This window comes from Azospirillum sp., assembly GCF_050789165.1.
The window spans coordinates 1-26,135 of the sequence record NZ_JBOZRT010000156.1; the positions used below are offsets into that span (position 1 = coordinate 1).

General features: G+C 70.3%; 27 protein-coding genes. 15 read left to right on the top strand and 12 right to left on the bottom strand.

What is annotated here, in order from left to right; genetic code table 11:
- Positions 1 to 177 precede the first annotated feature (177 nt).
- The 3 genes from ACRWK7_RS33170 to ACRWK7_RS33180 all read left to right on the top strand — a co-directional run bounded on the left by ACRWK7_RS33170 (position 178) and on the right by ACRWK7_RS33180 (position 4,798).
- Complete coding sequence (locus ACRWK7_RS33170) at positions 178 to 2,991, top strand: molybdopterin oxidoreductase family protein (RefSeq protein ID WP_431861811.1); 2,814 nt, start codon at positions 178 to 180, stop codon at positions 2,989 to 2,991.
- Positions 2,988 to 3,716 (top strand): 4Fe-4S dicluster domain-containing protein, encoded by a 729-nt coding sequence (locus ACRWK7_RS33175; protein WP_431861813.1) that lies wholly within the window; start codon positions 2,988 to 2,990, stop codon positions 3,714 to 3,716. The genes ACRWK7_RS33170 and ACRWK7_RS33175 overlap by 4 nt, the downstream gene beginning before the upstream one ends.
- 155 nt (positions 3,717 to 3,871) lie before the next feature.
- On the top strand, positions 3,872 to 4,798 hold the full coding sequence (locus ACRWK7_RS33180) for a dimethyl sulfoxide reductase anchor subunit family protein (protein ID WP_431861815.1): 927 nt from the start codon (positions 3,872 to 3,874) through the stop codon (positions 4,796 to 4,798).
- On the opposite strand, the gene ACRWK7_RS33185 is transcribed toward ACRWK7_RS33180, so the two are convergent.
- Complete coding sequence (locus tag ACRWK7_RS33185; RefSeq protein ID WP_431861817.1) at positions 4,780 to 5,406, bottom strand: TetR/AcrR family transcriptional regulator; 627 nt, start codon at positions 5,404 to 5,406, stop codon at positions 4,780 to 4,782. The genes ACRWK7_RS33180 and ACRWK7_RS33185 overlap by 19 nt on opposite strands.
- Positions 5,407 to 5,577: 171 nt before the next feature.
- On the opposite strand from ACRWK7_RS33185, the gene ACRWK7_RS33190 reads away from it, so the two are divergent.
- The 5 genes from ACRWK7_RS33190 (at position 5,578) to ACRWK7_RS33210 (ending at position 11,813) form a co-directional block, all read left to right on the top strand.
- Positions 5,578 to 6,684, top strand: coding sequence for an HlyD family secretion protein (locus tag ACRWK7_RS33190; protein WP_431861819.1), 1,107 nt, complete (start codon positions 5,578 to 5,580; stop codon positions 6,682 to 6,684).
- 350 nt (positions 6,685 to 7,034) lie between these two features.
- Positions 7,035 to 8,525: a DHA2 family efflux MFS transporter permease subunit gene (locus ACRWK7_RS33195; protein ID WP_431861859.1), complete on the top strand. Its 1,491-nt coding sequence runs from the start codon at positions 7,035 to 7,037 to the stop codon at positions 8,523 to 8,525.
- 148 nt (positions 8,526 to 8,673) lie between these two features.
- Positions 8,674 to 9,198, top strand: coding sequence for a hypothetical protein (locus ACRWK7_RS33200; RefSeq protein ID WP_431861821.1), 525 nt, complete (start codon positions 8,674 to 8,676; stop codon positions 9,196 to 9,198).
- A gap of 49 nt (positions 9,199 to 9,247) precedes the next feature.
- A complete protein-coding gene (locus ACRWK7_RS33205; RefSeq protein WP_431861823.1) occupies positions 9,248 to 10,648 on the top strand; it encodes a YcjX family protein in 1,401 nt (466 codons plus the stop codon).
- A gap of 154 nt (positions 10,649 to 10,802) precedes the next feature.
- Positions 10,803 to 11,813, top strand: coding sequence for a YcjF family protein (locus tag ACRWK7_RS33210; RefSeq protein WP_431861825.1), 1,011 nt, complete (start codon positions 10,803 to 10,805; stop codon positions 11,811 to 11,813).
- Between the two features lie 128 nt (positions 11,814 to 11,941).
- On the opposite strand, the gene ACRWK7_RS33215 is transcribed toward ACRWK7_RS33210, so the two are convergent.
- From ACRWK7_RS33215 to ACRWK7_RS33230, 4 genes are all read right to left on the bottom strand, one after another.
- The gene (locus ACRWK7_RS33215) at positions 11,942 to 12,664 is read right to left on the bottom strand and encodes a class I SAM-dependent methyltransferase (protein WP_431861827.1); all 723 of its coding nucleotides are present in this window, start codon (positions 12,662 to 12,664) and stop codon (positions 11,942 to 11,944) included.
- A 134-nt stretch (positions 12,665 to 12,798) separates the two neighbouring features.
- A complete protein-coding gene (locus ACRWK7_RS33220; protein ID WP_431861829.1) occupies positions 12,799 to 14,175 on the bottom strand; it encodes a hypothetical protein in 1,377 nt (458 codons plus the stop codon).
- A gap of 30 nt (positions 14,176 to 14,205) precedes the next feature.
- Complete coding sequence (locus tag ACRWK7_RS33225) at positions 14,206 to 14,790, bottom strand: BON domain-containing protein (protein WP_431861831.1); 585 nt, start codon at positions 14,788 to 14,790, stop codon at positions 14,206 to 14,208.
- Between the two features lie 242 nt (positions 14,791 to 15,032).
- Positions 15,033 to 15,821, bottom strand: coding sequence for an N-acetylmuramoyl-L-alanine amidase family protein (locus tag ACRWK7_RS33230; RefSeq protein WP_431861833.1), 789 nt, complete (start codon positions 15,819 to 15,821; stop codon positions 15,033 to 15,035).
- A 278-nt stretch (positions 15,822 to 16,099) separates the two neighbouring features.
- Between ACRWK7_RS33230 and ACRWK7_RS33235 the strand changes: the two genes are divergently transcribed.
- Both ACRWK7_RS33235 and purU read left to right on the top strand, forming a co-directional pair.
- Complete coding sequence (locus ACRWK7_RS33235; RefSeq protein ID WP_431861835.1) at positions 16,100 to 16,252, top strand: hypothetical protein; 153 nt, start codon at positions 16,100 to 16,102, stop codon at positions 16,250 to 16,252.
- 165 nt (positions 16,253 to 16,417) lie between these two features.
- Complete coding sequence (purU, locus tag ACRWK7_RS33240; RefSeq protein ID WP_431861837.1) at positions 16,418 to 17,284, top strand: formyltetrahydrofolate deformylase; 867 nt, start codon at positions 16,418 to 16,420, stop codon at positions 17,282 to 17,284.
- A 9-nt stretch (positions 17,285 to 17,293) separates the two neighbouring features.
- Here purU and ACRWK7_RS33245 read toward each other — a convergent pair whose 3' ends face one another.
- A complete protein-coding gene (locus ACRWK7_RS33245; protein ID WP_431861839.1) occupies positions 17,294 to 18,106 on the bottom strand; it encodes a PhyR family response regulator anti-anti-sigma factor in 813 nt (270 codons plus the stop codon).
- 587 nt (positions 18,107 to 18,693) lie between these two features.
- Here ACRWK7_RS33245 and ACRWK7_RS33250 point away from each other — a divergent pair.
- Positions 18,694 to 19,227 (top strand): hypothetical protein, encoded by a 534-nt coding sequence (locus ACRWK7_RS33250; protein ID WP_431861841.1) that lies wholly within the window; start codon positions 18,694 to 18,696, stop codon positions 19,225 to 19,227.
- 6 nt (positions 19,228 to 19,233) lie between these two features.
- On the opposite strand, the gene ACRWK7_RS33255 is transcribed toward ACRWK7_RS33250, so the two are convergent.
- Positions 19,234 to 19,758, bottom strand: coding sequence for an SRPBCC family protein (locus tag ACRWK7_RS33255; protein ID WP_431861842.1), 525 nt, complete (start codon positions 19,756 to 19,758; stop codon positions 19,234 to 19,236).
- Positions 19,759 to 19,762: 4 nt separating this feature from the next.
- Entirely contained in the window at positions 19,763 to 20,104 is a 342-nt protein-coding gene (locus ACRWK7_RS33260; protein WP_431861844.1) for an ArsR/SmtB family transcription factor, read from the bottom strand.
- A 147-nt stretch (positions 20,105 to 20,251) separates the two neighbouring features.
- On the opposite strand from ACRWK7_RS33260, the gene ACRWK7_RS33265 reads away from it, so the two are divergent.
- The 3 genes from ACRWK7_RS33265 to ACRWK7_RS33275 all read left to right on the top strand — a co-directional run bounded on the left by ACRWK7_RS33265 (position 20,252) and on the right by ACRWK7_RS33275 (position 23,673).
- A complete protein-coding gene (locus tag ACRWK7_RS33265) occupies positions 20,252 to 20,779 on the top strand; it encodes a MarR family winged helix-turn-helix transcriptional regulator (protein ID WP_431861846.1) in 528 nt (175 codons plus the stop codon).
- A complete protein-coding gene (locus tag ACRWK7_RS33270; protein ID WP_431861847.1) occupies positions 20,776 to 22,392 on the top strand; it encodes an AMP-binding protein in 1,617 nt (538 codons plus the stop codon). Before ACRWK7_RS33265 ends, ACRWK7_RS33270 begins: the two co-directional genes overlap by 4 nt.
- A 219-nt stretch (positions 22,393 to 22,611) precedes the next feature.
- Positions 22,612 to 23,673 carry a serine hydrolase domain-containing protein gene (locus ACRWK7_RS33275; RefSeq protein ID WP_431861849.1) on the top strand — a complete coding sequence of 354 codons (1,062 nt, stop codon included), beginning with the start codon at positions 22,612 to 22,614 and terminating at the stop codon, positions 23,671 to 23,673.
- A 1-nt stretch (position 23,674) separates the two neighbouring features.
- On the opposite strand, the gene proC is transcribed toward ACRWK7_RS33275, so the two are convergent.
- The 4 genes from proC to ACRWK7_RS33295 form a co-directional block, all read right to left on the bottom strand.
- Positions 23,675 to 24,475: a pyrroline-5-carboxylate reductase gene (gene proC / locus ACRWK7_RS33280; RefSeq protein WP_431861851.1), complete on the bottom strand. Its 801-nt coding sequence runs from the start codon at positions 24,473 to 24,475 to the stop codon at positions 23,675 to 23,677.
- Between the two features lie 19 nt (positions 24,476 to 24,494).
- Positions 24,495 to 24,998 carry a YbjN domain-containing protein gene (locus ACRWK7_RS33285; protein ID WP_431861853.1) on the bottom strand — a complete coding sequence of 168 codons (504 nt, stop codon included), beginning with the start codon at positions 24,996 to 24,998 and terminating at the stop codon, positions 24,495 to 24,497.
- Between the two features lie 205 nt (positions 24,999 to 25,203).
- Positions 25,204 to 25,557 (bottom strand): accessory factor UbiK family protein, encoded by a 354-nt coding sequence (locus ACRWK7_RS33290; protein ID WP_431861855.1) that lies wholly within the window; start codon positions 25,555 to 25,557, stop codon positions 25,204 to 25,206.
- A gap of 107 nt (positions 25,558 to 25,664) precedes the next feature.
- Positions 25,665 to 25,928: a DUF1778 domain-containing protein gene (locus ACRWK7_RS33295; RefSeq protein ID WP_431861857.1), complete on the bottom strand. Its 264-nt coding sequence runs from the start codon at positions 25,926 to 25,928 to the stop codon at positions 25,665 to 25,667.
- Positions 25,929 to 26,029: 101 nt separating this feature from the next.
- On the opposite strand from ACRWK7_RS33295, the gene ACRWK7_RS33300 reads away from it, so the two are divergent.
- On the top strand, positions 26,030 to 26,135 hold a 106-nt coding region (locus tag ACRWK7_RS33300), incomplete at its 3' end, for an NAD-dependent epimerase/dehydratase family protein (protein ID WP_431857454.1).

Sequence of the window (26,135 nt, forward strand, 5' to 3'; positions counted from 1 at the left end):
CCGCGTCTCCTGTGCGGTTGTTCGATGTGGTACATTTCTCAATCAACGCTATCATTGGTGTTGATATGAAGAAATTGCAAAAATTCTTCGTTTAATGTGGCGATTGACCACCGGCGCAGCGGACGGGTATAATTGCCTATATACAAAGTAGAGAAAATAATGATCCAGGGAGAGAGGGTGTCCGGCAGCCCGGATCCGGCGCTGTCGCGGCCCGTCGGCGACGCGGTCAAGCACACCACCTGCTACATGTGCGCCTGCCGGTGCGGCATCCGCGTGCACCTGAAGGACGGGCGCGTCCGCTACATCGAGGGCAATCCCGACCACCCCGTGAACAAGGGCGTGATCTGCGGCAAGGGCGCGGCCGGGATCATGAACCACACCTCGCCGGCCCGTCTGCGCAAGCCGCTGAAGCGCGTCGGTCCGCGCGGCTCCGCCGATTTCGTCGAGATCGAGTGGGACGAGGCGATGGACCTCGCCGCGCAATGGCTGGGCGACGTCCGCCGCACCGACCCGAAGAAGCTCGCCTTCTTCACCGGGCGCGACCAGAGCCAGTCATTGACCGGCTGGTGGGCGGCGCAGTTCGGCACGCCCAACTTCGCGGCGCACGGCGGCTTCTGCTCGGTCAACATGGCGGCGGCCGGGCTCTACACGGTGGGCGGCTCGTTCTGGGAGTTCGGCGAGCCGGACTGGGAGCGCACCAAATACCTTCTCATGTTCGGCGTCGCCGAGGACCACGACAGCAACCCCATCAAGACGGGGCTGGGCAAGCTGAAGGCGCGCGGCGCCAAGGTGGTGTCGGTCAACCCGATCCGCACCGGCTATTCCGCGGTGGCGGACGAGTGGATCGGCATCCGGCCGGGCACCGACGGCCTGCTGGTGATGGCGCTGATCCACGAGCTGCTGGACGCCGACCGCATCGACCTGGAATACCTCGTCCGCTACACCAACGCGCCGTGGCTGGTGATCCGCGACCCCGGCGCTGCCGACGACGGGCTGTTCGCCCGCGACGCCTACGGCAACCCGCTGTGCCACGACCTGGGCAAGGGCGTGCTGGTGGACGCCACGCTGCCGGACGTGGCGCCGGCCCTGGTGGGCGAGGTCGCCTTGCCCGACGGCCGCACCGCCGTGCCGGCGTTCCAGCTGCTCGCCGAGCGCTACATGGACGCGGCGTACAGCCCCGACGCGGTGGCTGAGCGCTGCGGCGTGCCGGCGGCGACCATCCGCCGCCTCGCCGCCGAGCTGGCGCACGCCGCCTTCGACGAGGCCATCGCGCTGGACATCCCGTGGACCGACTGGGCCGGGCGGCGGCACGCCGTGACCACCGGGCGGCCGGTGGCGATGCACGCCATGCGCGGGATCTCGGCGCACTCCAACGGCTTCCACACCTGCCGCGCCATCCACCTGCTGCAACTGCTGCTGGGCGCGGTGGACTGCCCCGGCGCCTTCCGCATCCGTCCGCCGTTCCCCAAGCCGATCCCGCCCGGCCTCAAGCCGGCCGGCCGCAACAGCGCGCCCGGCAAGCCCCTGGCCGGCATGCCCCTGGGCTTCACCGCCGGGCCGGAGGACCTGCTGCTGGAGGATGACGGCACCCCCATCCGCATCGACAAGGCGTACAGCTGGGAGGCGCCGCTGGCCGCGCACGGCGCCATGCACATGGTGATCGCCAACGCCTGGAAGGGCGACCCGTACCCCATCGACACGCTGTTCCTCTACATGGCGAACATGAGCTGGAACTCGTCGATGAACACGGCCGGCACCATGGCGATGCTGACCGACACCGACGAGGCCGGTGCCTACAAGATCCCGCGCATCATCTACTCCGACGCCTTCTTCTCGGAGATGGTGGCGTACAGCGACCTCGTGCTGCCGGACACCACCTACCTGGAGCGCTGGGACTGCATCTCGCTGCTCGACCGGCCGATCTGCTCGGCGGAGGGACCGGCCGACGCCATCCGCCAGCCGGTGGTCGAGCCCGACCGCGACGTGCGCGCCTTCCAGACGGTGCTGCTCGACCTCGGCGCCCGGCTCGGCCTGCCCGGCATGGTGACCGAGGACGGAGCGCCCAGGTACCGGGACTACGCCGACTACATCGTCAACCACGAGCGCTCGCCGGGCATCGGTCCGCTGGCGGGTTGGCGCGGGCCGAAGGCGGACTGCGTCGGCCGCGGCGCGCCGAACCCGGACCAGCTCCAGGCCTATATCGCCAACGGCGGCTTCTGGAGCCACGAGCTGGAGCCCGGCCAGCAGTTCTACAAGTTCGCCAACCGCGACTATTTGGACTTCGCCATCCACATGGGCTTCGTCGCCGAGCCCAAGCCGATGGTCATGCAGATCTGGTCGGAACCGTTGCAGAAGTTCCGGCTCGCCGCCGAGGGGCATGGCCCGGTGCAGCCGCCCGACGCTCTGCGCGAGCGGGTGCGCACTGCGTTCGACCCGCTGCCGGTCTGGTACCCGCCCTTCGAGGGCGCGCGGGTGGACGAGCGGGAGTTCCCGCTGCACGCGCTGACGCAGCGGCCGATGATCATGTACCATTCCTGGCACTCGCAGAACGCGTGGCTGCGGCAGATCCTCGGCAGGAACCATCTGTACGTGAACACCGCCACCGGGCGGCGGATGGGGCTGGCGGATGGCGACTGGGTGCGCGTCACCAGCCACCACGGCGCCATCACCGTGCGCGTCAAGCTGATGGACGGCGTCAACCCCGACACGGTGTGGACCTGGAACGCCATCGGCAAGCGCTCGGGCGCCTGGAACCTCGCTCCCGACGCGCCGGAGGCCGCCGAGGGCTTCCTGCTCAACCACCTGATCTCCGAGCGCCTGCCGGGCGAGGAGCTGTCCAACGCCGACCCGGTCACGGGCCAGGCGGCATGGTTCGACCTGCGGGTGCGGATCGAGAAGGTGGCCGACGCCTCGGTCGCCGAGCCGCAATTCGCCGCCATCCCGCGTGCTCCCGGCCTGCCGGCGGCGCCGCGCGTGAGGGATCGCCTATGACCAGCCTGCCGGAGACCCGCGGGCCGAAGCGGCTGGCGCTCGCCATCGACCTGGACACCTGCGTCGGCTGCCACGCCTGCGTGACCAGCTGCAAGGAATGGAACGCCGGCGGCGACCCGGCGCCCTTGGGCGACGTCAACGCCTATCAGGCCGGCCAGCGCGGCGCCTGGGCCAACCGCGTCTTCGGCTACGAGGCGGGGGAGGGGGAGGCCGGGCGCACCGTGCACTTCCCGAAGAACTGCTTCCACTGCGAGACGCCGCAGTGCGTCACCGTCTGCCCGACCGGCGCCTCGTTCAAGCGCGCCGAGGACGGGATCGTCTTGGTCGATTACGACAAGTGCATCGGCTGCAAGCTGTGCGCCTGGGCCTGCCCCTACGGCGTGCGCGAGCTGGACGAGGTCGACGGCACCATGAAGAAGTGCACGCTGTGCATCGACCGCATCTACAACGAACACCTGAAGCCGGAGGAGCGCCAGCCCGCCTGCGTCCTGGCCTGCCCGAGCAAGGCCCGGCATTTCGGCGACTTCAACGATCCGGAATCGTCGGTGTCGAAGCTCAGCCGGGAGCGCGGCGGCTTCCGGGTGATGGAGGACCTCGGCCAGAATCCCACGGGAACCTACCTGCCGCCGCGCCCCGGCCAGCGCGCCGAGGGCGCGGAACTGCCCAAGGTGGACCACGGCGGTGGGCGCTTCCTGCGCTGGGTCGATAAGATGCTGACGCGGTGATGGCGGTGGCGTTGCTGCGCTGGGCCCCCCTCCTAATCTCCCCCCACTGCGCGGGGGGAGGAATTGCCCCCTCCCCCGCGAAGTGGGGGAGGGCTGGGGTGGGGGCCGGACGCGAACACGCTGCCGGCCCCCGCTGACTTCGCCGACGAGGCTCCATGCACCCCGCCTACTCCGTCATCTTCTTCACCACCGCGTCCGGCGCCGGCTACGGCCTGCTGGCGCTGCTGGGCGTCCTCACCCCGTTTGGCCTGCTGCCCCCCGGCGCGTGGTTCGCCCTGACGGCCCTTGCTCTCGCCCTGGCGCTCATTACGGGCGGCCTGCTGTCCTCCACCCTCCACCTGACGCACCCGGAGCGGGCTTGGCGGGCGGTGAGCCAGTGGCGGTCGTCGTGGCTGTCGCGGGAGGGCGTCCTGGCGCTCGCGACCTACGTCCCGGCCGGGCTGTTCGGGCTGGCGGTGCTGCTGGAGGCGCCGGGCGGGCTGGTGGCCGCGCTGGGCGTGACCGGCGCGCTTCTGGCGCTGGCGACCGTCCACGCCACGTCGATGATCTACGCCAGCCTGCGCGCCGTCCGGCAATGGAACAGCCGCTGGGTACCGCCCGTGTACCTCGTGCTGGCGCTGATGACCGGCGCGCTGCTGCTCGCCGCCCTGCAAGGCTTGTGGGGCGGCGGCTGGCGCGGGCTGGGCGGGGTCGCCACGGCGCTGGCGGCGGCCGGATGGCTGGTCAAGGCGGCGTACTGGCGCGCCATCGACGCGCAGGCCCCGCGCCACGGCGTGGGCAGCGCCACCGGCCTGGACCGGCTCGGCCCCGTTCACCTGCTGGAGAAGCCGCACACCGAGGAGAACTTCCTGATGCGCGAGCTGGGCTATCAGGTCGCCCGCGCGCACGCCGCCAAGCTGCGCCGCATCGCCCACGCCGCGCTGTTCGCGCTGCCGCTGCTGCTCAGCCTCGCGGGGCTGGCGCTGCCGGCCCTGGCGGTGCTGGCGGTGCCGAGCGCCGCCGTCGGCGTGCTGGTCGAGCGCTGGCTGTTCTTCGCCGAGGCGCGGCACACCGCCATGCTCTATTACGGCGCCGCCGCGTAGCCCTTGGTGAACAGGTTCACCGCCGCTTCGATGAAGCGCTCCAGCTCGGCTTCCGAGATGGTGTTCTCGATGCACAGGATGAAGCGCGTGTGGATGTGCGCCTTCAGCAGGCCGAAGAACTGCTCGGCCGCGAGGTCGGCGTCGGGGATGCGCAGCGCGCCGCGGCGGTCCGCCTCGCGCAGGTAGGCGGCCAGCTGCTCGTGCGAGCGGGCGGGGCCGGATTCATAGAAGGCGCGCGCCAGTTCGGGGAAGCGGTGCGCCTCGGCCACCACCACCCGGTAGGCGGCCAGGGCCTTGCCGGACAGCACCAGTTTCATGAAGCGCCGGGCGACCAGCCGCAGCGCGTCGGCCACCTCCATCCGGCTCACCTCGTCGCAGGACAGCGCGCCCATCTGGTCGCGGCATTCGCACGCCACCATGGCGGCGAACAGCTCGTCCTTGCTGCGGAAATGCGCGTACAGCGTCGCCTTGGACACGTTGGCGGTCTTCGCCACGTTGTCCATGCTGACGGCGCCGTAGCCGTTCTCCAGGAACAGCTTGCCCGCCGCCTCCAGGATCTGCGCCGGCTTGGAGCCCGCCTCCGGGCTCGGCGCCACCACACCCGCCATTCCGTCCTCCCGCGTCTTCGAAAACCGTACGGACATTGCTAGTACTAAACCGTTCAGTTCACCCTTGACAACAGATATGCACTGCGCCATTTTCCGACAAGACAAAACTGAACGGTTCAGTTCGGCCCCGCGACAGGGCCGGCGAGACCGCACCGCAGGGGTTAGATAACCATGGCGAAGGGCGTTCGGAAGCTCATTCTGTCGGGAGTCGCTGTGATCGCGCTGTCCGGCGCCGGGTACGGCGGCTGGCACTGGTGGACAGAAGGGCGCTTCGTCGAATCGACCGACAACGCCTACGTGCAGTCCGACATCAGCGTGGTCAGCCCGAAGGTGGCCGGCTACGTGCGCGACGTGCGGGTGGCGGAGAACCAGCAGGTGGCCGCGGGCGACGTGCTGGTGGTGCTGGACGACCGCGATTACCGCGCCAAGGTCGCCGAGGCCGAAGCCAACGTGTCGGCGCAGAAGGCGGCGCTGGGCAGCAACGAGCAGAAGCTGGTCTGGCAGCGCACGCAGATCGCCCGCGCCGAGGCCGAGCTGGCCTCGGCCGAGGCCGAGCGCCAGCGCGCCGCCCAGGCGTTCAACCGCACCCGCTCGCTGGCGTCCGACAACTGGACCTCGCGCCAGGCGCTCGACACCGCCGAGGCGGACCTGCGCAAGGCCGACGCCGCCGTGCTGAAGTCCCGCGCCGCCCTCGCCGCCGAGCGCGACCAGATCGCCGTGCTGGAGGCCGCGGGCGCCGAGATCAAGGCGCACATGGAGCAGACCTCCGCCGCGCTTGAAGCCGCGCGCAACGACCTCGACAACACGGTGGTGCGCGCCGGTGTGGACGGCGTGGTCGGCAACCGCGGCGTCCAGGTCGGCCAGTACGCCCGGCCGGGCGTGCAGCTGCTCTCGCTGGTGCCGCTGCCCGACGTCTACGTGGTGGCGAACTTCAAGGAGACGCAGCTCGCCGACATGCGGCCGGGGCAGAAGGTGCAGGTGAAGGTGGACGCCTTCCCCGGCAAGGCGCTGACCGGCACGGTGGAGAGCTTCGCCCCGGCGTCCGGCTCCAAGTTCAGCCTGCTGCCGCCGGAGAACGCCACCGGTAACTTCACCAAGGTGGTGCAGCGCGTGCCGGTGCGCATCGCGCTCCCCAAGGACACCGAGCTGTCGGGCCTGCTGCGCCCCGGCCTGTCGGTGGTCGCCGAGGTGGACACCCGCGGCCACGACGACCGCCCGCACATGGCCGGCTCCGTGTTCGGTACCGCCACGCCGTCGAAGGCGGTGGCGGAGAAGTAAGAAGCTCTCCCGGCCGGCCCGGCCGCTTCCTTTTCCGTCATCCCCGCGAAGGCGGGGATCCAGAGAGTCCCGCGAGGCGGCGCTCCGGCAAGGAGCCTGGATCCCCGCCTTCGCGGGGATGACGGTCAAGAGACGCGCGGGTGTCAGGAAAGCACTGGAAAACCCGAGGTCTCCCCATGACCGCCACCACCATTCCGGAATCCGCCCGCGGCCCCGCCCCCCAACATGGGCCGCACGGCGGCGAGAGCCCCGCGTCCCGGCCGAGCCCCCCGCTCCCCAGCGGCCGGGACGCGGCGGCCTCTCATCCCCAGCGCGCCCTCTCCGGGCGCGACAAGCTGGGGTTCCTGGCGATGGTCGTCGGCATGTTCATGGCGATCCTCGACATCCAGATCGTCTCCTCCTCGCTCAGCGAGATCCAGGCCGGCCTGTCGGCGAGCGCCGACGAGATCAGCTGGGTGCAGACCTCCTACCTGATCGCGGAGGTCGTGATGATCCCGCTGTCGGGCATGCTGTCACGCATTCTGTCCACCCGCGTGCTGTTCACGCTGTCGGCGGCCGGCTTCACGCTGACCTCGGTGGCCTGCGCCTTCACCTCGGGCATCGAGACCATGGTGCTGTGGCGGGCGCTGCAGGGCTTCATCGGCGGCGCCATGATCCCCACCGTGTTCGCCGCCAGCTTCGCGCTGTTCCCGGCGGAGAAGCGGGCGGGCGTGTCGGTGGTCATCGGCCTCGTCGCCACCATGGCGCCGACGCTGGGCCCGACGCTCGGCGGCTACCTGACGCAGACCTTCTCCTGGCATTGGCTGTTCCTCATCAACGTCGTGCCGGGCCTGATCGTGACCACGCTGGTGTGGAACCTGGTCGACTTCGACAAGGGCGACCGCTCGCTGCTCAAGGGCTTCGACCTGCTGGGCCTCGGGCTGATGGCGCTGTTCCTCGGCAGCGTCGAGTACGTGGTCGAGGAAGGCCCGCGCAACGACTGGTTCGACGACGGGGCCATCGCCATCCTGGCCGTGGTCGCGGTGGCGGCCGGCGTCGGCTTCTTCTGGCGGGTGCTGACCTACAAGAACCCCATCGTCGAGCTGCGCGCCTTCCGCGACCGCAACTTCGCCATCGGCTCGCTGTACAGCTTCATCATCGGCATCGGCCTCTACGGCGCGGTCTACATCACGCCGCTGTTCCTGGCGCGGGTGCGCGGGCTGAACAGCCTGCAGATCGGCGAGATCATGTTCGTCACCGGCATGTTCCAGTTCATGTCGGCGCCGGTCGCCGGCATCCTGTCGAAGAAGCTGGACCTGCGCATCATGCTGGCGATGGGGCTGACGCTGTTCGGCACCGGCGTCTGGCTGAATTCCGGCCTCACCTCCGACGCCTCGTTCTGGGAGCTGTTCGTGCCCCAGGCGGTGCGCGGCATGTCGCTGATGCTGTGCTTCATCCCGATCAACACCCTGGCGCTGGGCACCCTTCCGCCGGCGCAGCTGAAGAACGCGTCGGGCCTCTACAACCTGATGCGCAACCTGGGCGGCGCCATCGGCCTCGCCGCCATCAACACGGTGATGATCGACCGCGCGGCGCTGCACCTGAACCGCCTGGGCGACAACCTGAACCCGGCGCGCCCGCTGGTGCAGGACACGCTGGACGGCCTTGCCGCCCGCTTCGACGGGCTCGTGGCGGACCCCAGCGCCGCGGCGGCCAAGATGCTCGCCAACATGGTGCAGCGCGAGGCCATGGTGCTGACCTTCAACGACCTGTTCCTGGTGATGGCCGGCGTGTTCCTGACCGCGCTGCTGTTCATGCCCCTGGTGCGCAAGCCGGGGCAGACGGTGGCGGCGGATCACTGATCCCGAGGGCAATCCGTGTGAACTCTTGCCCCGGCGGCGCGGCTTTCGGAATCAATGGAACGTTCGGGACCACACGCCACGGTGACCTTCCCGTCCAGGCGTGCTATAGGGCCGGGCGTCGTTCCCTCGGTTATCTGCTCAGGCAGCCATGAAGCGTCAGTACACTCGCGAAGAGGTCAAGCAGCTGCTGAGCGCGCTGGAGCGCCAGTGCCGCGAGGCGTCCAAGCTGGCGAAGATCGCCGAGCACGAGGCCAGCAAGCACAGCTTCGGCGCCTACCGCGAGTTCCGCGACAAGGTCGGCGAGTTCCAGGCGCTGGTTATCCTGATCGAGCAGCGCCTGCGCAACCTCAAGGACGCGCGCTCCGACGACCTGCGCGAGCAGTTCGAGCGGCTCGACATGGTGATGCTGGCGCTGCTGGTGCGGGCCAGCATGCGCTTCTTCTTCGTGCTGTCGGCCAACCCGATCCTGCCGATGGGTGCGCGCGAGATCTTCATGGCCGAGCTGCGCAGCCTGCACGACGCGCACGAGAAGCTGAACCGCCCCAATTACGCCGGCAAACTGGGCGCTGAGCTGAACCGCGACCTGGAGACCGCCTCGCTGATCCTCGAGGAGATCATCGACAAGGCGCCGGGCCTCCTCAACTTCCACAGCTTCGGCAACCTCGACAGCTGAGACGTGGCCCCCATATGTGCGGGGACCAACCCTGCCGCGAGTCCGCCCCGTGCGCCTGCCCAACCTCGATGATCTGACCAGCGTCGGCTCCCGCCTCGTCGAACGGGCCGGCGGCGTCGCCGGGCGTGTGCTGGTGGAAAGCAGCGTCCGCCTCGGGGTCACCGGCCTGCGCCGCGCCGGCAAGACGGTGTTCACCACCGCGGTGGTGGACAACCTGCTGCGTGCCGGCCGGCTGCCGTTCCTCGACGTGGTCTCCACCGGTCGCCTGCAGGCCGCCCGCCTGCAGCCGCAGCCCGACCCCGACGTGCCGCGCTTCCAGTACGAGGAGCACCTGAAGTCGCTGTCCGGCCCGGATCCGCGCTGGCCGGAACCGACGCGCGGCATCAGCCAGCTGCGCCTCGCCATGCGCTACCGCACCACCTCGGCGATCAAGCGCGTCATGCAGCCGACGGCGATCCTCAACCTCGACATCGTCGATTACCCCGGCGAGTGGCTGATGGACCTGCCGCTGCTCAACCAGTCCTTCGCCGCGTGGAGCACCCTGACGCTGGACTTGGCCGAGCGCGCGCCGCGGGCCGCGCTGTCGGCCGACTGGCGGGCCTGGCTGGGCACCATCGACCCGGCCGGCCGGGCGGAGGAGGAGCTGGCGCGCACCGGCGCGCGGCTGTTCACCGATTACCTGCACGCCTGCCGCAACGCCGACGGCCTCAGCCTCATCCAGCCCGGCCGCTTCATCGAGCCCGGCGATTTCGAGAACGCGCCGCTGCTCACCTTCTGCCCGCTGCCGGGATCCCCGCGCGGCCGCGGCACGCTGTGGGAGCTGATGGAGGAGCGGTACGACGCCTACAAGACCGTGGTCGTCCGCCGCTTCTTCGCCGAGCATTTCGCCCGGCTCGACCGGCAGATCGTGCTGATCGACGTGCTGGGCGCGCTGAACGCCGGCCCCGATGCGGTGGCCGACATGAAGCGGTCGCTGGAGCTGAGCCTGGAGCCGTTCCGGCACGGCTCGTCCGGGTGGCTGGACTGGCTGTTCGGCACCAAGATCGACCGCGTGCTGTTCGCCGCCACCAAGGCCGACCACATCGCGTCGAGCCAGCACCCCAACCTGCGCCGCCTGCTGGACGACCTCGTCGCCGACGCGCGGCGCGCCGTCCGCTTCGAGGGCGCGACGGTGGAGACCATGGCCATCGCCGCGCTGAAGTCCACCGAGACGGTGATGGCCGAGCACGAGGGCCAGCAGCTGCGCTGCGTGCGCGGTACGCCGGTCGGCCGCGACCGCGAGACGGTGCTCTACCCCGGCGACATCCCGGACATGCGGGACGTCTTCCTGCGTCCCTACCAGTTCATGCCCTTCAAGCCGCCGCCGGACGCCGGCGCGGACGGGCGCGGCCTGCCGCACATCCGCCTGGACCAAGCGTTGCAGTTCCTGCTGGGGGACTATCTGGCATGAGCGCGGCGAAGCGCCGGCCCCGGACCCCCACCCTGACCCTCCCCCATCTTCGACGGGGGAGGGAACTCCGCCGCATTGAGACGAAAGCCCTCCCCCGCGAAGTGGGGGAGGGTTGGGTGGGGGGGCGTACAGGCACTCCCGCCGGGAGCATCCCATGACCGACCGCCCCACCAAGGATCGTGCCCCTAAAGAGAACCAATGGGTCCCCCCCATGGAGATCGACCCGGCGCACGCCGCCCCGGTCCCCGCGGAGGAGGACGCCCCTCCCGGCTCCGCCGCCGAACGCCTGCCGGCGCTGCTTGCCGAGGGCAAGCGTCCGGGCGTCGGGCGCTGGCTGTTCGGCGCGCTGGCGGCGCTGGTGCTGGTGGCGCTGGGCTTCGACACCGCCGACCTGCTGCAGCGGTCGTTCGCCACCAGCCTGGCGCTCGGCACGCTGGTGGCGGCGCTGGTCGGCGTGGCCGGCGTCTCGGCGCTGGCGATGCTGGTCAAGGAACTGCGCAGCCTGCGCCGCCTGCGCCGCATCGACCAGCTGCGCGGCGAGGCGGGCACGCTGTTGGTGAATGCGGAACAAGGGGAGGGCGACCGCTTCGCCGGAGCGCTCGGCCGCCTGTACGCCGACCGGCCGGACCTGGAGCCGGCGCTCGCCCGCATGAAGGACTTCGTCACCGACGCGCACGACGACGCGGAGGTGGTGCGGCTGATCGACCGCGAGGTGCTGTCGGAGCTTGACCGCCGCGCCTACCAGACGGTGCTGCTGGCGGCCCGCGACACCGCCATCGTCACCGCGCTGAGCCCGGCGGCGGTGGTCGACCTCGCCGTGGTGCTGTGGCGCAACCTGAAGTTGGTGCGCACCGTCGCCGGGCTGTACGGGGCGCGGCCGGGCTACGTCGGCTCGCTGCGGCTGCTGCGCCGGATGCTCGCCAACCTCGCGGTCGCCGGGGTGACCGAGAGCGCGCACCACGTCGCGGTCGAGGCGCTCGGCGGTTCGCTGGTGGCGGCGCTGTCGACGCGGGTGGGGCAGGGGGTGATCAACGGGCTGCTGACCGCGCGCATCGGCCTCACCTCCATGCACCTGTGCCGCCCCGTGCCCTTCGGCCCGCACAACCGCCCCAGCCTCGCCAAGATCCGCGGCGAGCTGATGTCGCTGCCGAAGCAGGTGCTGTGATGCCAAAGGCGCTTGATGGCTCCCATCAAGCGCCTTCGGCTCAAACCCGGCAGCACATTGCGCAGCAATGTGCGGGAGGGGCATACGGCCGGCCGCTCATGGAAGCGTCCATGCGCCGGCCGTACGACTCAGCCCTCCGCCTTGGTGACCGCCATGGTGTAGCCCTCGAAGGTCCAGAACTTGCGCAGGAAGCACCCGTACTGCAGCGAGTTCAGCACCCCCGCGGCGTGCCAGAGCTTCTCCGACCGCACGAAGCGGCAGCGGATCAGCGGCGGGCGGCGGAAGTGCATGGCCTTGAAGCGCACGCCGGCGATCTCCGTGCCGACGTTGGAGCGCGGGCTGGACGCCGCGTGGAACATGCGGAACAGCGCCTCCGGCGTGTAGGGCCGGGCGACCTCCGGGTAGCCGAAGATCTGCGCCGTGTCGCACAGGTTGGAGACGACGATGGTCCCGCCCGGCCGGGTCACGCGGATCAGCTCCGACAGGTAGCGGGTGCCCTGTCCGGCGCTGAAGGCGTGCATGACGTGCGCGGAATGGACGCCGTCGAAGGAGTTGTCCTCGAAATCCAGGTTCAGCGCGTCGCCCAGCCGCGCGTCGAGGCCCAGGGCGCGGCAGTGCTCGACGCTGGACTCGTTGATGTCGATGCCCACGGTCCCCGCGGGGCGCATCCGCATGAAGGTGCCGATGCCGCAGGCGACGTCGAGCACGCGCTCGCAGCCTTCCAGCTGCTTCCAGGCGAACCGCTCCTCCGGTTCGGTCCGCGAGCCCCAGTTGTTGAGCTTGCGCCCGATCTCGAAGACCAGACCCTTGGACGCCCTGGGAGACGGAGTGTGAAGCGTGGTGACGGACATGCGGACCCCTCGACCGATGGCTCACCGATGTGCGGGGCCGAGTGTAGGGGAGGGGGGGCACGCCCGCCGCGGTGCAAGAGGAGGGCGTGGGGTTCAGAAGGGATAAACCCTCTCCCGTCCCGGGAAGAGGGAACTTAGTCCAGCATCGGCAGGCCGGTCTCGATGCGCACCAGGGTCGCCAGCAGCGGCGCGCCGATGTCGCGGCGGACGAAGTTGCTGGCCCGTTCGGCCGCCGTGATCGCCTGCTGGAAGGTGATCCGCCAGCGGTCCTCGCCGTACAGCACCTTCTCCGCCTTGGCGCGCTGCGCCAGCAACCCCGGCCGCTTGCCGTTGCTGTCCTCGACCAGCTTGTTCAGGCGGCGCATCAGCTGCTCGGCGGCGGCGCGTTCGTTGCGCTTGACGCTGGCGTCGATCAGCTCGGCCAGGGCCTCGCCGCGCACGTCGATGTCCTGCACCTGCTCGGCGTAGGCGAGCGCCGCCGAGGCGTCGCCGCGCCGCGCCAGCCGGCCGAGCACCGCCGGGATGGTCCAGGGGTTCTCGTCCTGCACGTTGCGCAGCATGCCCAGCGCCAGGTTGGGGTCGCCCAGGTCGGCGGCGGCCACCGCCAGCTCGGGCGGGCAGCAGTCGCCCTTCAGCTCCTTGGCCTCGCGGAACTTGGAGAACTGCGTCTCCACCGTGTTGAGGAACAGGGTGCGGGCCTCCGCCTCCTTGCCGGCGCGCAGCAGCGCCTGCACGACGATCCCCAGCTCCCACGAGCAGCCGCGCGAGGCGGCGTACTGCTTGGCCTCCTCGGCCAGCGCCGCCGCCTGCGCCGCGTCGCCGCGCCACGCCGCCGCCTTGCCGATGTCGCCCAGGTTGTAGATGCGGGTGCCGCAGTCGGTGATCTGCCGGGTGATGTCGAGCGCCAGCGGCGCCTGGCCCATCAGGGCGAGCGCGCGGGCGACGAACAGGTCCTGGCCCGAGCTGTCGGCCGCCTTGCCGCGGCGCACCGCGCTGACGAAGGGGGAGACGATCTCCTTGGCGCGGGCCGGGTCGCCCAGTTGCTGGTAGGCCACCGCCAGCGACAGCCAGTCCCAGCGTGCCGCCGTGATCGGCGTCTCGACCGGCGGCAGCAGCTCGCCGATGCGGTGCAGGAAGCACAGGCTGCTCAGCGGTTCATTGCAGACCAGCGCCTTGATGCGGCCGCGGAACTCGTAGAAGTCGAAGTCGCCGACGAACTGGTTGGTGACCAGCTGCACGGCCAGCGCGCTGTCCGGGTACTTGGCGACGATCTCGTTCAGCAGCCGGTCGGCTTCCTTGAGGAAGCGGCTCTCCTCCGCCGTGTCGAAGGTGTTGTCGGCCTGCTTGACCAGCTGCATGGCCTGCACGAACAAGCGGTTGGCCGGGCTGTTGGCGTCCTGCCCCCGCCCTTCCGCAGCGCGGGCGCCCGCCGCGCCGGCAAGCGCCGCCACGGCCAGGACCAGGGCCGTGAGGAAGGCGGCGAAGCGGCTCGGGGCGAGGGCGAGGACCATGGCGGTGCGGGATGCCTCTTCTCTACGGCTCTACTGCTGGACTTGGACGTAGCTGACGATGCGCTGCACGTTCGGGATGGCGCGGGCATGGCCGATGACGCGGTCCAGCTCGGCCTGGCTCTCGGCCCATCCCATCAGATAGACAACGCCGTTCACGGTATCGATGTTGTAATTGCGGCCCGCGACTGCACCATCAAAAGTGAGGCGCGTGCGCAGTTGCGTGTTGATCCAGGTGTCCTTGGCGGAATCGACGATGCCCGAGTCGTTGTCGACCTGGATCTCGTTGATGACCTCCTTGACGCCGGTGGCCTGCCAGACGAGGCGCACGGCGTCCAGGCGCTGCTGGGCGTCGGCGGCACGGCCGGTCAGCAGCACGCGGCCCTCGTTCACCCGCGTGCTCAGCCGCTGGTAGAGGTCGATGGAATGCTGCAACCACAGCTCGTTGATCTGCGCGGTGATGGCGGTGTCGCTGGCGAAGCCGCGGATGCCGCGCTTCTCGTGCGCGGCGACCGCGGCGGTGCCGCCGGCACCGATGACCAGGGGCACGCACGCCGTCCCGCCGACCGCCACAACGGCCAACCCGACCACCGCCCACAGGCGCGCCAAGCCCGACACGACCGACCTCCGTCCACCCGCCGCACCGCTGGGCGAGCGGTGCGAAAAAGTCACGCCTGATGTCGGATTGCAACGGGTTTTTTCGCTCATCTTGGTCTTTGTTCCCAGGTGATGCAGGGATGCTGCACTTGCGAAGACGAGGGGGTGAAATCAAGGAGCCCCCGCCCTAACCCTCCCCCGCTCTCGGCGGATCCGGCGGATCCGCCGAGAGCGGGGGAGAGATGGGGAGGGGGAAGGCCCGCTCAGACGAACGGCGCGCGAGCCAGCACGGCGGCCAGTTCGCGCGCCAGCACCCGGGCGACGGTGCGCCGGGCGTCGGCGGTGCGCAGCGCCTGCTCGTCCTCGGGGTTGGACAGGAAGCCGGTCTCGACCAGCACCGACGGCACGTCCGGCGCCTTCAGCACGGCGAAGTTGGCGGCGCGCATCGGGTTGTCGAGCAGCCGCAGCTCGCGCCCGGCGCCCTTGACGATGGATTGCCGGGCGACCAGCGACGCCTTGGCGGTGTGCCGGGTGGCGAGGTCCATGAGGATGGCGCGCACCTCCGGCTTAGCCCCCTTCAAGTCCACCCCCGCCACCGCGTCGGCGCGGTTCTCGCGGCTGGCCAGCGCGCCGGCGAAGCCGTCCGTCGCCTTGGCCGACAGCGTGTAGGCGGACAGGCCGCGCGCCTCCTTCGTGGGCGCGCTGTCGGCGTGGATGGAGACGAACAGGTCGGCCTGCGCCTCGCGCCCGATCTCGACCCGCTCGTCGATGGCCAGGAAGCGGTCCGCCTCGCGGGTCAGCACCACCTTGACCTGATGCTCGCGCGCCAGGCGCTGCGCCATCTCGCGCGCGATGTCGAGGGTGACGTCCTTTTCCCGCGTGCCGTGCAGGCCGATGGCGCCGGGGTCGACGCCGCCGTGGCCGGGGTCGAGCACCACCACCGGCACGCCCGCCCGCCGCGCCGGCAGCGCCGGCACCGCGAGCGCCGTCCGGGCGAAGCCGCCGGCCAGCGGCACCGACCACAACAGGTTGAGGAGAAGCCTTCTGTTCATGCGAACCCTGTTCCGTGCGACGTTGCGTCGCGTTCGACACCCGTGGATCCGGCCACGTCTCCGCTGGCGGCCCTGCGGCCATTAACCAATGCGCATGCGCAAAAGTGTTGTCAAGCGCCGCCAAACTACTTCGCAAGGTTAACTAGCGTTGTCATGACGTATCGGGGCAAAGTCGACCGTAGACGCCGAGCCGTCCGAACGGTCGCTTGAAGAATGAATCGATTCGGATTAAAATTTTAAGAACTGGCAGCGCGGAGGCATCGATGTTGAGGAAAGCCTTGTTCAACATCATCCGGCAGGAACAGCGCGAGGTCGAGGATCAGCTGGTGGAGGAGGAGCGCCGTCCGGCGCCCGACGTCGGCCGTCTCGTCGCTTTGCGTGCCCAGGTGAGCAACCTGCGCCGGGAGCTGGAACACTTCCCCGAAGCCTGAGGCCGACATCCTCGATGGCTGGGCATCCGCCCCTTTCCCGGTGGGCCCGGGGAAGGGGCTTTGTTTTTTCGGGGAGGCTGTCCCCCGCACCTTGCCGGGTGCATCCGGCGGGCAATCGTGCTAGGGGAGGTGCCCCATCACCCCAGCCAGCCCGTGGTTTTCCGCATGTCCCAGACCGGTTCCGAATACATCCTGACCATCTCGTGCCCCGACACGGTCGGCATCGTCTTCGCGGTGTCCGGCTTCCTGGCCGAGCGGAACTGCAACATCATCGACAGCGCGCAGTTCGGCGACCGCGGCAGCGGTCTGTTCTTCCTGCGCGTCCACTTCGCGGCCGGCCGCAAGGGGCCGAGCCACGCCGACCTGTCGAAGGCGTTCCAGGAGGTCGTGGCCGATCCCTTCCGCATGACGTGGAAGCTGCACGACGCCACCCGCCGCCAGCGCGTGCTGATCATGGTGTCGAAGTTCGGGCACTGCCTGAACGACCTGCTGTACCGCTACCGCATCGGCTACCTGCCGATCGAGATCCCGGCCATCGTCTCCAACCACCGCGACTTCTACCAGCTGGCGGCGTGGCACGACGTGCCGTTCCACCACATGCCGGTGACGCCCGAGACCAAGGCGCAGCAGGAAGCCCGGCTGTGGGAGATCGTCGAGCAGGAGAACATCGACCTCGTCGTGCTCGCCCGCTACATGCAGGTGCTGTCGCCGGAGCTGTGCGAGAAGCTGTCCGGCCGCGCCATCAACATCCACCACTCGTTCCTGCCCAGCTTCCGCGGCGCCAAGCCGTACCACCAGGCCTACACGCGCGGCGTCAAGCTGATCGGCGCCACGGCGCACTACGTGACGTCCGGCCTCGACGAGGGCCCGATCATCGAGCAGGAAGTGGAGCGCGTCGACCACACCATGACGCCCGACGACTTCGTGGCGATGGGCCGCGACATCGAGAACGTCGTGCTGGCCCGCGCCGTGAAGTACCACGTCGAGCACCGGGTGCTGATCAACGGCAACCGGACGGTGGTGTTCAAGTAAGGCGTCGCGTCAGGTCGCCGGCGGTGCCGCCACCTTGGCCTCTTCCGGGGCGGGGGTGAACACCGCGCGGGTGATCGCCTGCTCGATCTGGTCGCGGGTGAAGGGCTTGGGGATCACCGGGCCCAGGTGCTCCAGGCCGCGCTTGGCCAGCTCGTCCGGGAAGGCGGTGACGAAGATCACCGGCAGGAAGCGCTGCCGGCGCAGCTCGCGCGCCACCTCGATGCCGTTGTCGCCCTCGGCGAGGCGGATGTCCATCAACGCCAGCGTCGGCGTGTGCTCGGCCGCCAGCGCCAGCGCCTCGTCCATGGTGGTGGCGTTGCCGCAGACGATGTGGCCCATGCCGCGCACCGTCTCGGCCAGGTCGAAGGCGATGATGGCGTCGTCCTCGACGATCAGGATCACCGCGGTCAGGTGGTTGCGCACCACTTCGCGGCTGTGGTTCAGGCGCTCTACCGCCCGCTCCGGCGCCAGACCCAGCGTGTCGGCGGCGTCGGCCAGCGTCACGTCCTCCAGGTTGACCAGCAGGTAGAGCCGGCGGTCGGACTCGTCCAACGTGTTGAGGGCCGCTTCCACCGGGTGTGCCGAGCCGCGCTCGATGCCTCCGGGGCCGCCTTGCCCTTCGTCGGCGAGGGCGTTGAGCCGCGCGTACAGCGCCAGCCGCAGCGCGATGCCGCCTTCGGGCAGGCCGGCGCCGTCGTCCAGGACCTGCTCGAGCGCGCGCGTCACCAGGGTGTCGCCGCGCGCCGGCGATCCCGTCAGGGCGCGCGCGTAACGGCGCAGATACGGCAGATGCGCCATCAACTCGCGGGTGCGTTCCACCATAATGCCTTCCCCGTCCCTCATCGCGATGCCACGGCAACGGCAGCGTCGCCGTTCCTCCGGTCGCAGTAAATGTCGGCGCTTGGTTCCCGAATTGGAACGGGCCTATCGCATTAGGCGCGGCTTTTCCCGAGGGAATTCCAAAGTAACTCCCGCTTTTACCGAAAAGGAGTAAGCCGAAGGACGCCCGGCCTGGAGATGGTCTTGCAGCGCCCCGGTGACCGGACCGCCGCAATGGTTGTCCGGCTTAACCATTGCCTAAGACCTCTCAATTTAGGATGGTGCTCGCCCGATTTGGGCGAGGCGAGTGTTCCAACTGTGGTGCGCCGGCCCCGGACATCTCCGGAGCCGGCGCATTTTTCGTTCTGCACGCAATTTCGGAACAATGGTCGGGGTCGTCTGTTTCTGACGGCAATGGTGTGATTCCTCCCTGAACCGCCAGTTCCTCGAGGCCGCCGGCCGCACCGTCGCACGGACGCTGCCGGCGGCCCTTTCTTTTCCCAGGGGGCGCTGCCCGCGGTGCTTGCACCTGCGGTCCCCGCCCGGTAATGAGAGGCCGGCCCCGCCCCAACCCCGGAATCCGACCGCCGATGGACGAGCAGACGACCGATTCCCGGGTCACCGACGGCCTGACGCCGGCGGAGCTTGCCGATCTCGAGGTGTGGCGGGAGAAGGTGCGCGGCACCAACATCTCCGACAAGACGCTGTTGGCGACCGACTATCTCAATCACTTCAACGAGATCGTGATGCTGATCGAGATGGTGCCGGACATGCCGGACATGCTGGAGGAATGCCGCCTCTGGCAGCCGAAGACCTACCAGGAGCATTTCCGCGACAGCGGCTTCTCCGACAAGGCCCTGGCCATCGAGGCGTACGAGCATGTGCCGCCCAAGTTCCGCAAGCCCTTCGAGGACACCATCGCCCAGATGACGCAGGTGGTGGGCCGCACGCTGGAGCGCATCGGCAACGACGTGCACGGTGGCGACCCGGACCGGCTGCGCGAGGACTGCCGGCAGTCGGTGGAGATCATCCACCGCATCATCCAGGTCGCCAACGGCATCATCCACGGCACCGCCCACGTCATGGAGCAGGCCGAGATCGACCAGTACCTGGGAACGGACTGAGCGCGCCTACGCCGCCGTCACGCCCGCCAGGAACGCGTCGAGCTGCTCGAAGCTGCCGGTCCAGCCGCCGGTCATCGACGGCTTGCCGTCCTCGAACGCCGTGCGCTCCTCCTCCGCGGCGTCCATCGGAACCCAGGTGACGGTGATCTTCGTTCCCTGCGCGCCGAGGTCCTCGAACGTCACTGTCGACAGCAGGCGCAGCGGCCATGCGCCGCCGAAGGGGGAGGGGACCACGTTGCCGTGCGCGTCGGCGAAGGAGTGCTCCCAGACCAGCCGCGACGGCTCCTCGACCGCGCGGTACACGTACTTGCCCCAGATCACGAGCCCACCGGGCATCTCCATGCGCGCGTGCTGGTAGCCGCCGGGGCGCAGGTCCATGGTCAGGATGGCGGCGGTGCAGCCCTTCGGGCCGAACCACCGCGCCAGCATCGCCGGGTCGGTCCATGCCCGCCACACCAGCGGCCGCGGGGCGGCGAAGACGCGCGAGATCGAGAACACGGGGCCGGCGGCCCCCGAAGCCTCCTGGGACATGGTCTCACCCTTCCTTCGATGTTTGCTGGATCGTTTTCAGAAAGTCGTCGAGGCGGTCGAAGCTCTCGTTCCACAGGGTCCGCACGCCGTCGACCCAATCCACCGTCTCGTTCAGCGCCGCGACGTTGAGGCGGCGGGGACGGGACTGGGCGTCCTGGCCGCTCTCGATCAGGCCGGCGTTCTCCAGCACCTTCAGGTGCTTGGAGATGGCCGGCTGGCTGATCTGGAACGGCTTGCGCAGTTCGGACACCGTCGCTTCGCCCTTGGCCAGACGCTGCAGGATGGCGCGCCGGGTCGGGTCGGCAAGGGCGGCGAACTTGAGGTCGAGGGACGAATTGATAGCCATACGGTTATATAGCTGATCAGTTATTAATGGGTCAAGGCGCTCGCGCCCGTTGTTGGGATAGCCACCATTCGTTCAACGCATGCCTCCGCGGCGCCTCGGCCCCTTACAGTGTCCGCCGATAAGCAAGAAAGCGCTTTAGGGGGATTGGTGAAGGCTGGCGGCCCCGCCATCATTGACGAGACGGCCGAGGGACAGGGCGACGGCCCCACCGACGTCGAGGCGGCGGCGGATCTCGCCGCCCGGCCGGAGCTGCGCCTGTGGCTGCGGCTGTCGGCTTGCGACGCCCTGATCGGGCAGAAGCTGCGCACCCGCCTGCGCGAGACCTTCGACACCACCCCGGCCCGCTACGACCTGATGGCGCTGCTCGACAAGGCGCCCGAGGGGCTGACCATGGGCGAGCTGTCGAAGCGCCTGATGGTCACCAACGGCAACGTCACCGGCATCGTCGACCGGCTGGTGCTGGACGGGCTGGCGGTGCGCGCCTCGGCCTCCTACGACCGCCGCACGCATTTCGTCCGGCTCACCCCCTCCGGCCGCGCCGCCTTCCGCGGCATGGCCGACGCGCACCAGGCGTGGCTGGCCGACCTGATGGGCGGGCTGGAGCGCGAGGAGGTGGTGGCCCTGCTGGCGCTGCTGGACCGGCTGAAGCGCTCGGTGCGCGGAGGGGGACGGTGAGCGGCAGCGCCCACATCGACACCTTCGCCCGCGACCGGCTGCCGCCGCCGGAGCAGTGGCCCGATCTGCGGCTGGACGCGGCCGGGCTCGCCTATCCCGAGCGGCTGAACGCCACGGCCGAGCTGCTGGACGCCTGGATCGCCCGCGGCCATGCGGACCGCCCCTGCCTGATCGCCCCGACCGGCGCCTGGAGTTACGGCCGGCTGCACGACACGGTGAACCGCATCGCCCGCCATCTCGTGGAGGCGCACGGGCTGGTGCCCGGCAACCGGGTGTTGCTGCGCGGGCCGAACACGCCGATGCTGGCGGCGTGCTGGCTGGCGGTGGTCAAGGCCGGCGGCATCGCGGTGCCGACCATGCCGCTGCTGCGCCGGGCGGAGCTGTCGCACATGGTGGAGGCGGCGGAGGTCCGGCTGGCGCTGTGCGACGCCGGCTTCACCGCCGAACTCGACGGGCTGCCGAAAACCCTGCTGCGCTTCAACGGGGCCGTCGGGGGAAGCGACGGGCTGGAGGCGGCCATCGCCGGGCTCGACCCGGTGTTCGAGGCGGTGGACACCGCGGCCGACGACATCGCGCTGATCGCCTTCACCTCCGGCACCACCGGGCGGCCGAAGGCGACGGCGCACTTCCACCGCGACCTGCTGGCGGTCGCCGACCTGTCGCCGAAGCGGCTGCTGCGCACCGGGCCGGACGACGTGTTCTGCGGCACGCCGACCGTCGCCTTCGCCTACGGCATGGGCGGGCTGCTGCTGTTCCCGCTGCGCGCCGGTGCGTCGGCGGTCCTGCTCGACCGGCCGTCGCCGGAGCGGCTGCTCGCCGCCATCGCCGCGCACCGGCCGACGCTGTGCTTCACCATTCCCACCGTCTACCGCGCCATGACCGCGCTGATCGAGGAGGGGGAGGCGCAGCCTCCCGACAGCCTGCGCGCCTGCGTCTCGGCCGGCGAGCCGCTGCCGGAGGCGACCTTCACCGCGTGGCAGGCGGTCACCGGGCTGGAGATCCTCGACAGCCTGGGCACCACCGAGATGCTCAACGCCTTCCTGCACGCCGAGCCGGGCGCCGTCCGCCCCGGCGCCACCGGCCGCCCGGTGCCCGGCTACGAGGTGATGGTGGTGGACGACGATCTGGCGCCGCTGCCGCCGGGGCAGGTCGGGCGGCTGGCGGTGCGCGGGCCGACGGGGTGCCGCTACCTCGCCGACGAGCGGCAGGCGCTCTACGTCCGCGAGGGCTGGAACCTGACCGGCGACGCGGTGCGCGTCGATGAGGACGGGGTGTTCTGGTACCAGGGGCGCATGGACGACCTGATCGTCTCCTCCGGCTACAAGATCTCCGGCCTGGAGATCGAGGAGGTGCTGATGGAGCACCCGGCGGTGGACGAGGTGGCGGTGATCGCCACGCCGGACGGCCTGCGCGGCTCCATCCCCAAGGCCTTCGTCGTGGTCCGCCCGCCGTTCCGGCCGGGGCCGGAGCTGATGCGCGAGATGCAGGACTTCGTGAAGGCCCGCATTGCGCCCTACAAGTACCCCCGCGCGCTGGAGTTCATCGAGGCGCTGCCGCGCACCGAGACCGGCAAGCTGCAACGCTACAAGCTGCGCCAGCGGGACGGGTACTGAGACTCCTTGCCCCCTCCCTGACCCTCCTCCGCTCTCGGCAGATCCGGAGGATCCGCCGAGAGCGTCAGCGCAAGCGAAGCTTGCGCGAGAGCTGCGCGGGAGAGGGAACTCTACCGTCCTCCCCTCCACCGCAACACGGGGGCCAGGGAGGGGGCAGCAAACGGTCCTATGACCGCACCCCCATTGCCTGCCCGCCGTTGCCTCCGGCCTCATGACGGGATGACGCGCATCCTCGCTCTCTTCATTTTCTTGACGCTGCCCGTTTCGGCCCGCGCCGACGCGGACGCCATCCTGCGGGAGCTGCTGGCGCGCTACGCCGCGCCCGGCGGCGTGCTCCTGGTCTCCTCGGCTGACCGGCGTGATCTGGCCGTGGCCGGCGTCGCCGACCTGCGCAGCAAGCGGCCGGTCACCGCGCAGACGCGCTTCCATGTCGCCTCGGTCGGCAAGATGCTCACCGCCGTGGCGGTGCTGCGGCTGGTGCAGGAAGGAAGGGCGGCGCTGAGCGACCCGGCGGCGGCGCTGGTCGGCCACCCTGCGGCGGTGCGTCTGACCAACCTGGAGGGCGCCACGCTGGCCGACCTGCTGGCGCACCGCTCCGGCGTGCCGGACTGCCTGCGCAACAGCGCTCTGGTGTCCGCCGTCCACCCCGGCCCGCGCTGGACGGCGGAGGAGGTGATCGAGTCCGCTCCCTGCCGCAAGCCGACGCCACCCGGAGCCTACGCCTACTCGAACACCAACTACATCCTGCTCGGCCACATCCTGGAGCGGATCGACGGGAAGCCCTTCGCCGAGGCGCTGGCGGAGCGGGTGCTGCGTCCGGCCGGCATGGCGGACACCTCGGTCGGCGCCGACCCGAACGATCCCGGCGTGGCGCACGGCTACCGCCGCCCGGATGCTCGCGGCGTGCGCTCCGACGCCAGCGTCGTCGCCTACGCCAGCCCGCTCGGCGACGCGCCGGTCACCACCACCGCGGCCGACCTGGAGCGCTTCGCCAACGCGTTGTTCCGCGCCCAGGGTACGCTGCTCCTCCCGGATCTGGTCAAGGAGATGGTCACCGACCGCGCCGGCGAGGACACCGACGAGGGCTACGGCTACGGCATCGTCGTCGAGGAGTCCGATTGGGGCCCGCGCTGGGGCCATGCCGGCCGCTACGCCGGATTCCGCGCCGAGTTCTGGTACTTCCCGAAGCGCGACACGCTGCTGGTGCTGATGATGAACGGCGACGAGAACACCGATGACGACGTCGGCGCGCTGATCGCCGAGCGGGTGTTCGGGCGGTAGCCTACTGCGCCAGTTCCTTCGACCGCTTCGTGGCCGCCGCCACGGCGCGGGTCATCAGCGCGGTCATGCCGTCCGGCGCCATCAGCACGTCGAGCGCGGCGCGCGTGGTGCCGCCAGGGCTGGTGACCGCCTCGCGCAGCTGCGCCGGCGCCTGCGGCGACTGGTGCAGCAGCTCCCCGGCCCCCGACACGGTAGCGCGGGCCAGACGCTGCGCCAGGTCGGCGGGCAGGCCGGCGGCCTCGCCGGCGGCGGCCAGCGCCTCGGCCAGCAGGAAGACGTAGGCAGGGCCGCTGCCGGACACGGCGGTGACCGCATCCATCTGCGACTCGTCCTCGGCCCAGGCGACCTCGCCGACCGCGGACAACAGCGCCGTGCACAGGTCGCGCTGGGCGGTGCTGACGCTGTCGTTGGGAACGGCGACGGTGATGCCGCGGCCGATGGCGGCCGGGGTGTTGGGCATGGCGCGCACGATGGCGGCGGCACCGCCGAGGTGGCGGTGGAAATAATCGACGGTCTTCCCGGCGGCGATCGAGAGGAAGACCGTCTTCGGCCCGGCCAGCCCGGCGTAGGCCGGCACCACGTTGTCCATCACCTGCGGCTTGACCGCCAGCACCACCACGTCGGGCGCGAAGCCGGACGGCAGCTCCGGCGCGCTGCCGACGACGGTGACCGCCGGGTGCGCGTGCGTCATCCCGCCGGGCTCGACGATCACGACGCGCTCCACCGTGCCGGCCTTCAGCCAGCCGTCGAGCATCGCGCCGCCCATCTTGCCGCAGCCGACCAGCAGGAGAGTCGCACCCATCGCGCTCAGGCCCCCGTTGTTATGCTTCGCCCATGGTGTCGAGGATGGCGGCGGACACCGCCTCCGACGCGGTCTTGCCGCCCCAGATGACGAACTGGAAGGCGGGGTAGAATCGCTCGCACTCCGACAGCGCGATCTCCACGAGGTCCTCCAGCTGCTCCACCGTGGCGCCGCGCGAGCCGCGCAGCAGGGTGGTCTGGCGGAACATCGGGGTGTGCTCCTCGCTGCACACGTCGAAGTGACCCAGCCACAGGCGCGAATTCACCTCGCCCAGCAGCTCGGACACGGCGCTGCGGCGGTTGGACTGGACCTTCATGTCGAACTGGCAGGAGAACTGCATCGCGCAGACGTCCGGCTGCCAGACGAAGTACAGGCGGTAGTCGCACCACCGGCCGCCGATCTCGACGATCAGCTCGTCCTCGCCGGCGCGCTCGAACGGCCACTCGTTGGCGGTGACGATCTCTTCGACCACGTCGAGGGGATTGCGGATGGTCACGGGGGTTTCGACGGCTACGGCCGACATGGTCTGCGTCCTCCTCTGAAGGCGCGATGGACGGCACCGGACCCCTGACGTCGGGCGCCCAGGGTGTGGGACTATGACCCGAGATCTTGTGGATTAACACGCGGGGGCTACTACAAGAAGCAACGTGCCAAAAGCACCGCGGGCGCGCAACAGGATTCGTCCGCGCGCCCGCGGAAGTTACGGGTGGTTCCGGAGGGCCGGACGGTCAGGGTTTGGCGCCACCGGGATGGATGGTGGGCGCGTCGTGCGCGTGGCCGGGGGCGCGGCGTTTCGGCGCCGCTTCCTCGTGGCGCAGCTGGTGCTCCGCCAGCAGGGTGGCGACGGTGGCCTCCAGCGCGACGACGCGTTCGGCCAGGGTTTCCTGTTCCTCGCGGGCCTTGGCGGCCATGGCGCGGACGGCATCGAACTCCTCGCGCGACACCATGTCCATGCGCGACAGGATGCGTTCGAACTGCTGGCGCATCTGCGCCTCCGCCTCCTCGCGCAGATTGGACAGCGCGCCGAGCGCACCGCCGGCCACGCGGGCCAGATCGTCGAGAAGCTTGTTGTCGACCTGCATCGATTCGATCCCGTGTCTTCGGCCCGTCGCCGGGCCATTCCATCATACTAAGGCGTGCCGCCGCCCGGATTCAACGCCCGGGGCGCCATCCCGTCACGGGGCTACGGTCACACCGGACGGCCGAGCAGGATGCCCAGCCGGTCGCGGTCGGCGGCCGGCCGGCCCAGCAGGCCGAGGACGTGCTCCCAATCCGCGTCCTGCATCGCGAAGTCCGGCTGCCCCGCGAGCGTCTGATAGGCCGCGGCGCACGCGCTGTCGAGCACGAAGGCGGTCACGGTCCGTCCGGACACGGCGGCGGCGTGCCGGATCGCCCGGTGCCGGGCCGGGTCGGCGCGCAGGTGCAGGGACTTCCGGGGTGGGGTGTCGCTCATGCGCCGCATCCTGCGCCCGCGGCGCGCACCGGTCAACGCCTTGCGGGGCGGCGGGGCAGACCCTATAACCCGCGCCAGGACGCACAAGGAGTCGCGGGCGCATGATCGTCGTCACCGGCGGGGCCGGATTCATCGGGTCGAACCTCGTGGCCGGGCTGGCCGCGCGCGGCATCACCGACGTCGCGGTGGTCGACCGCTTCCGCGACG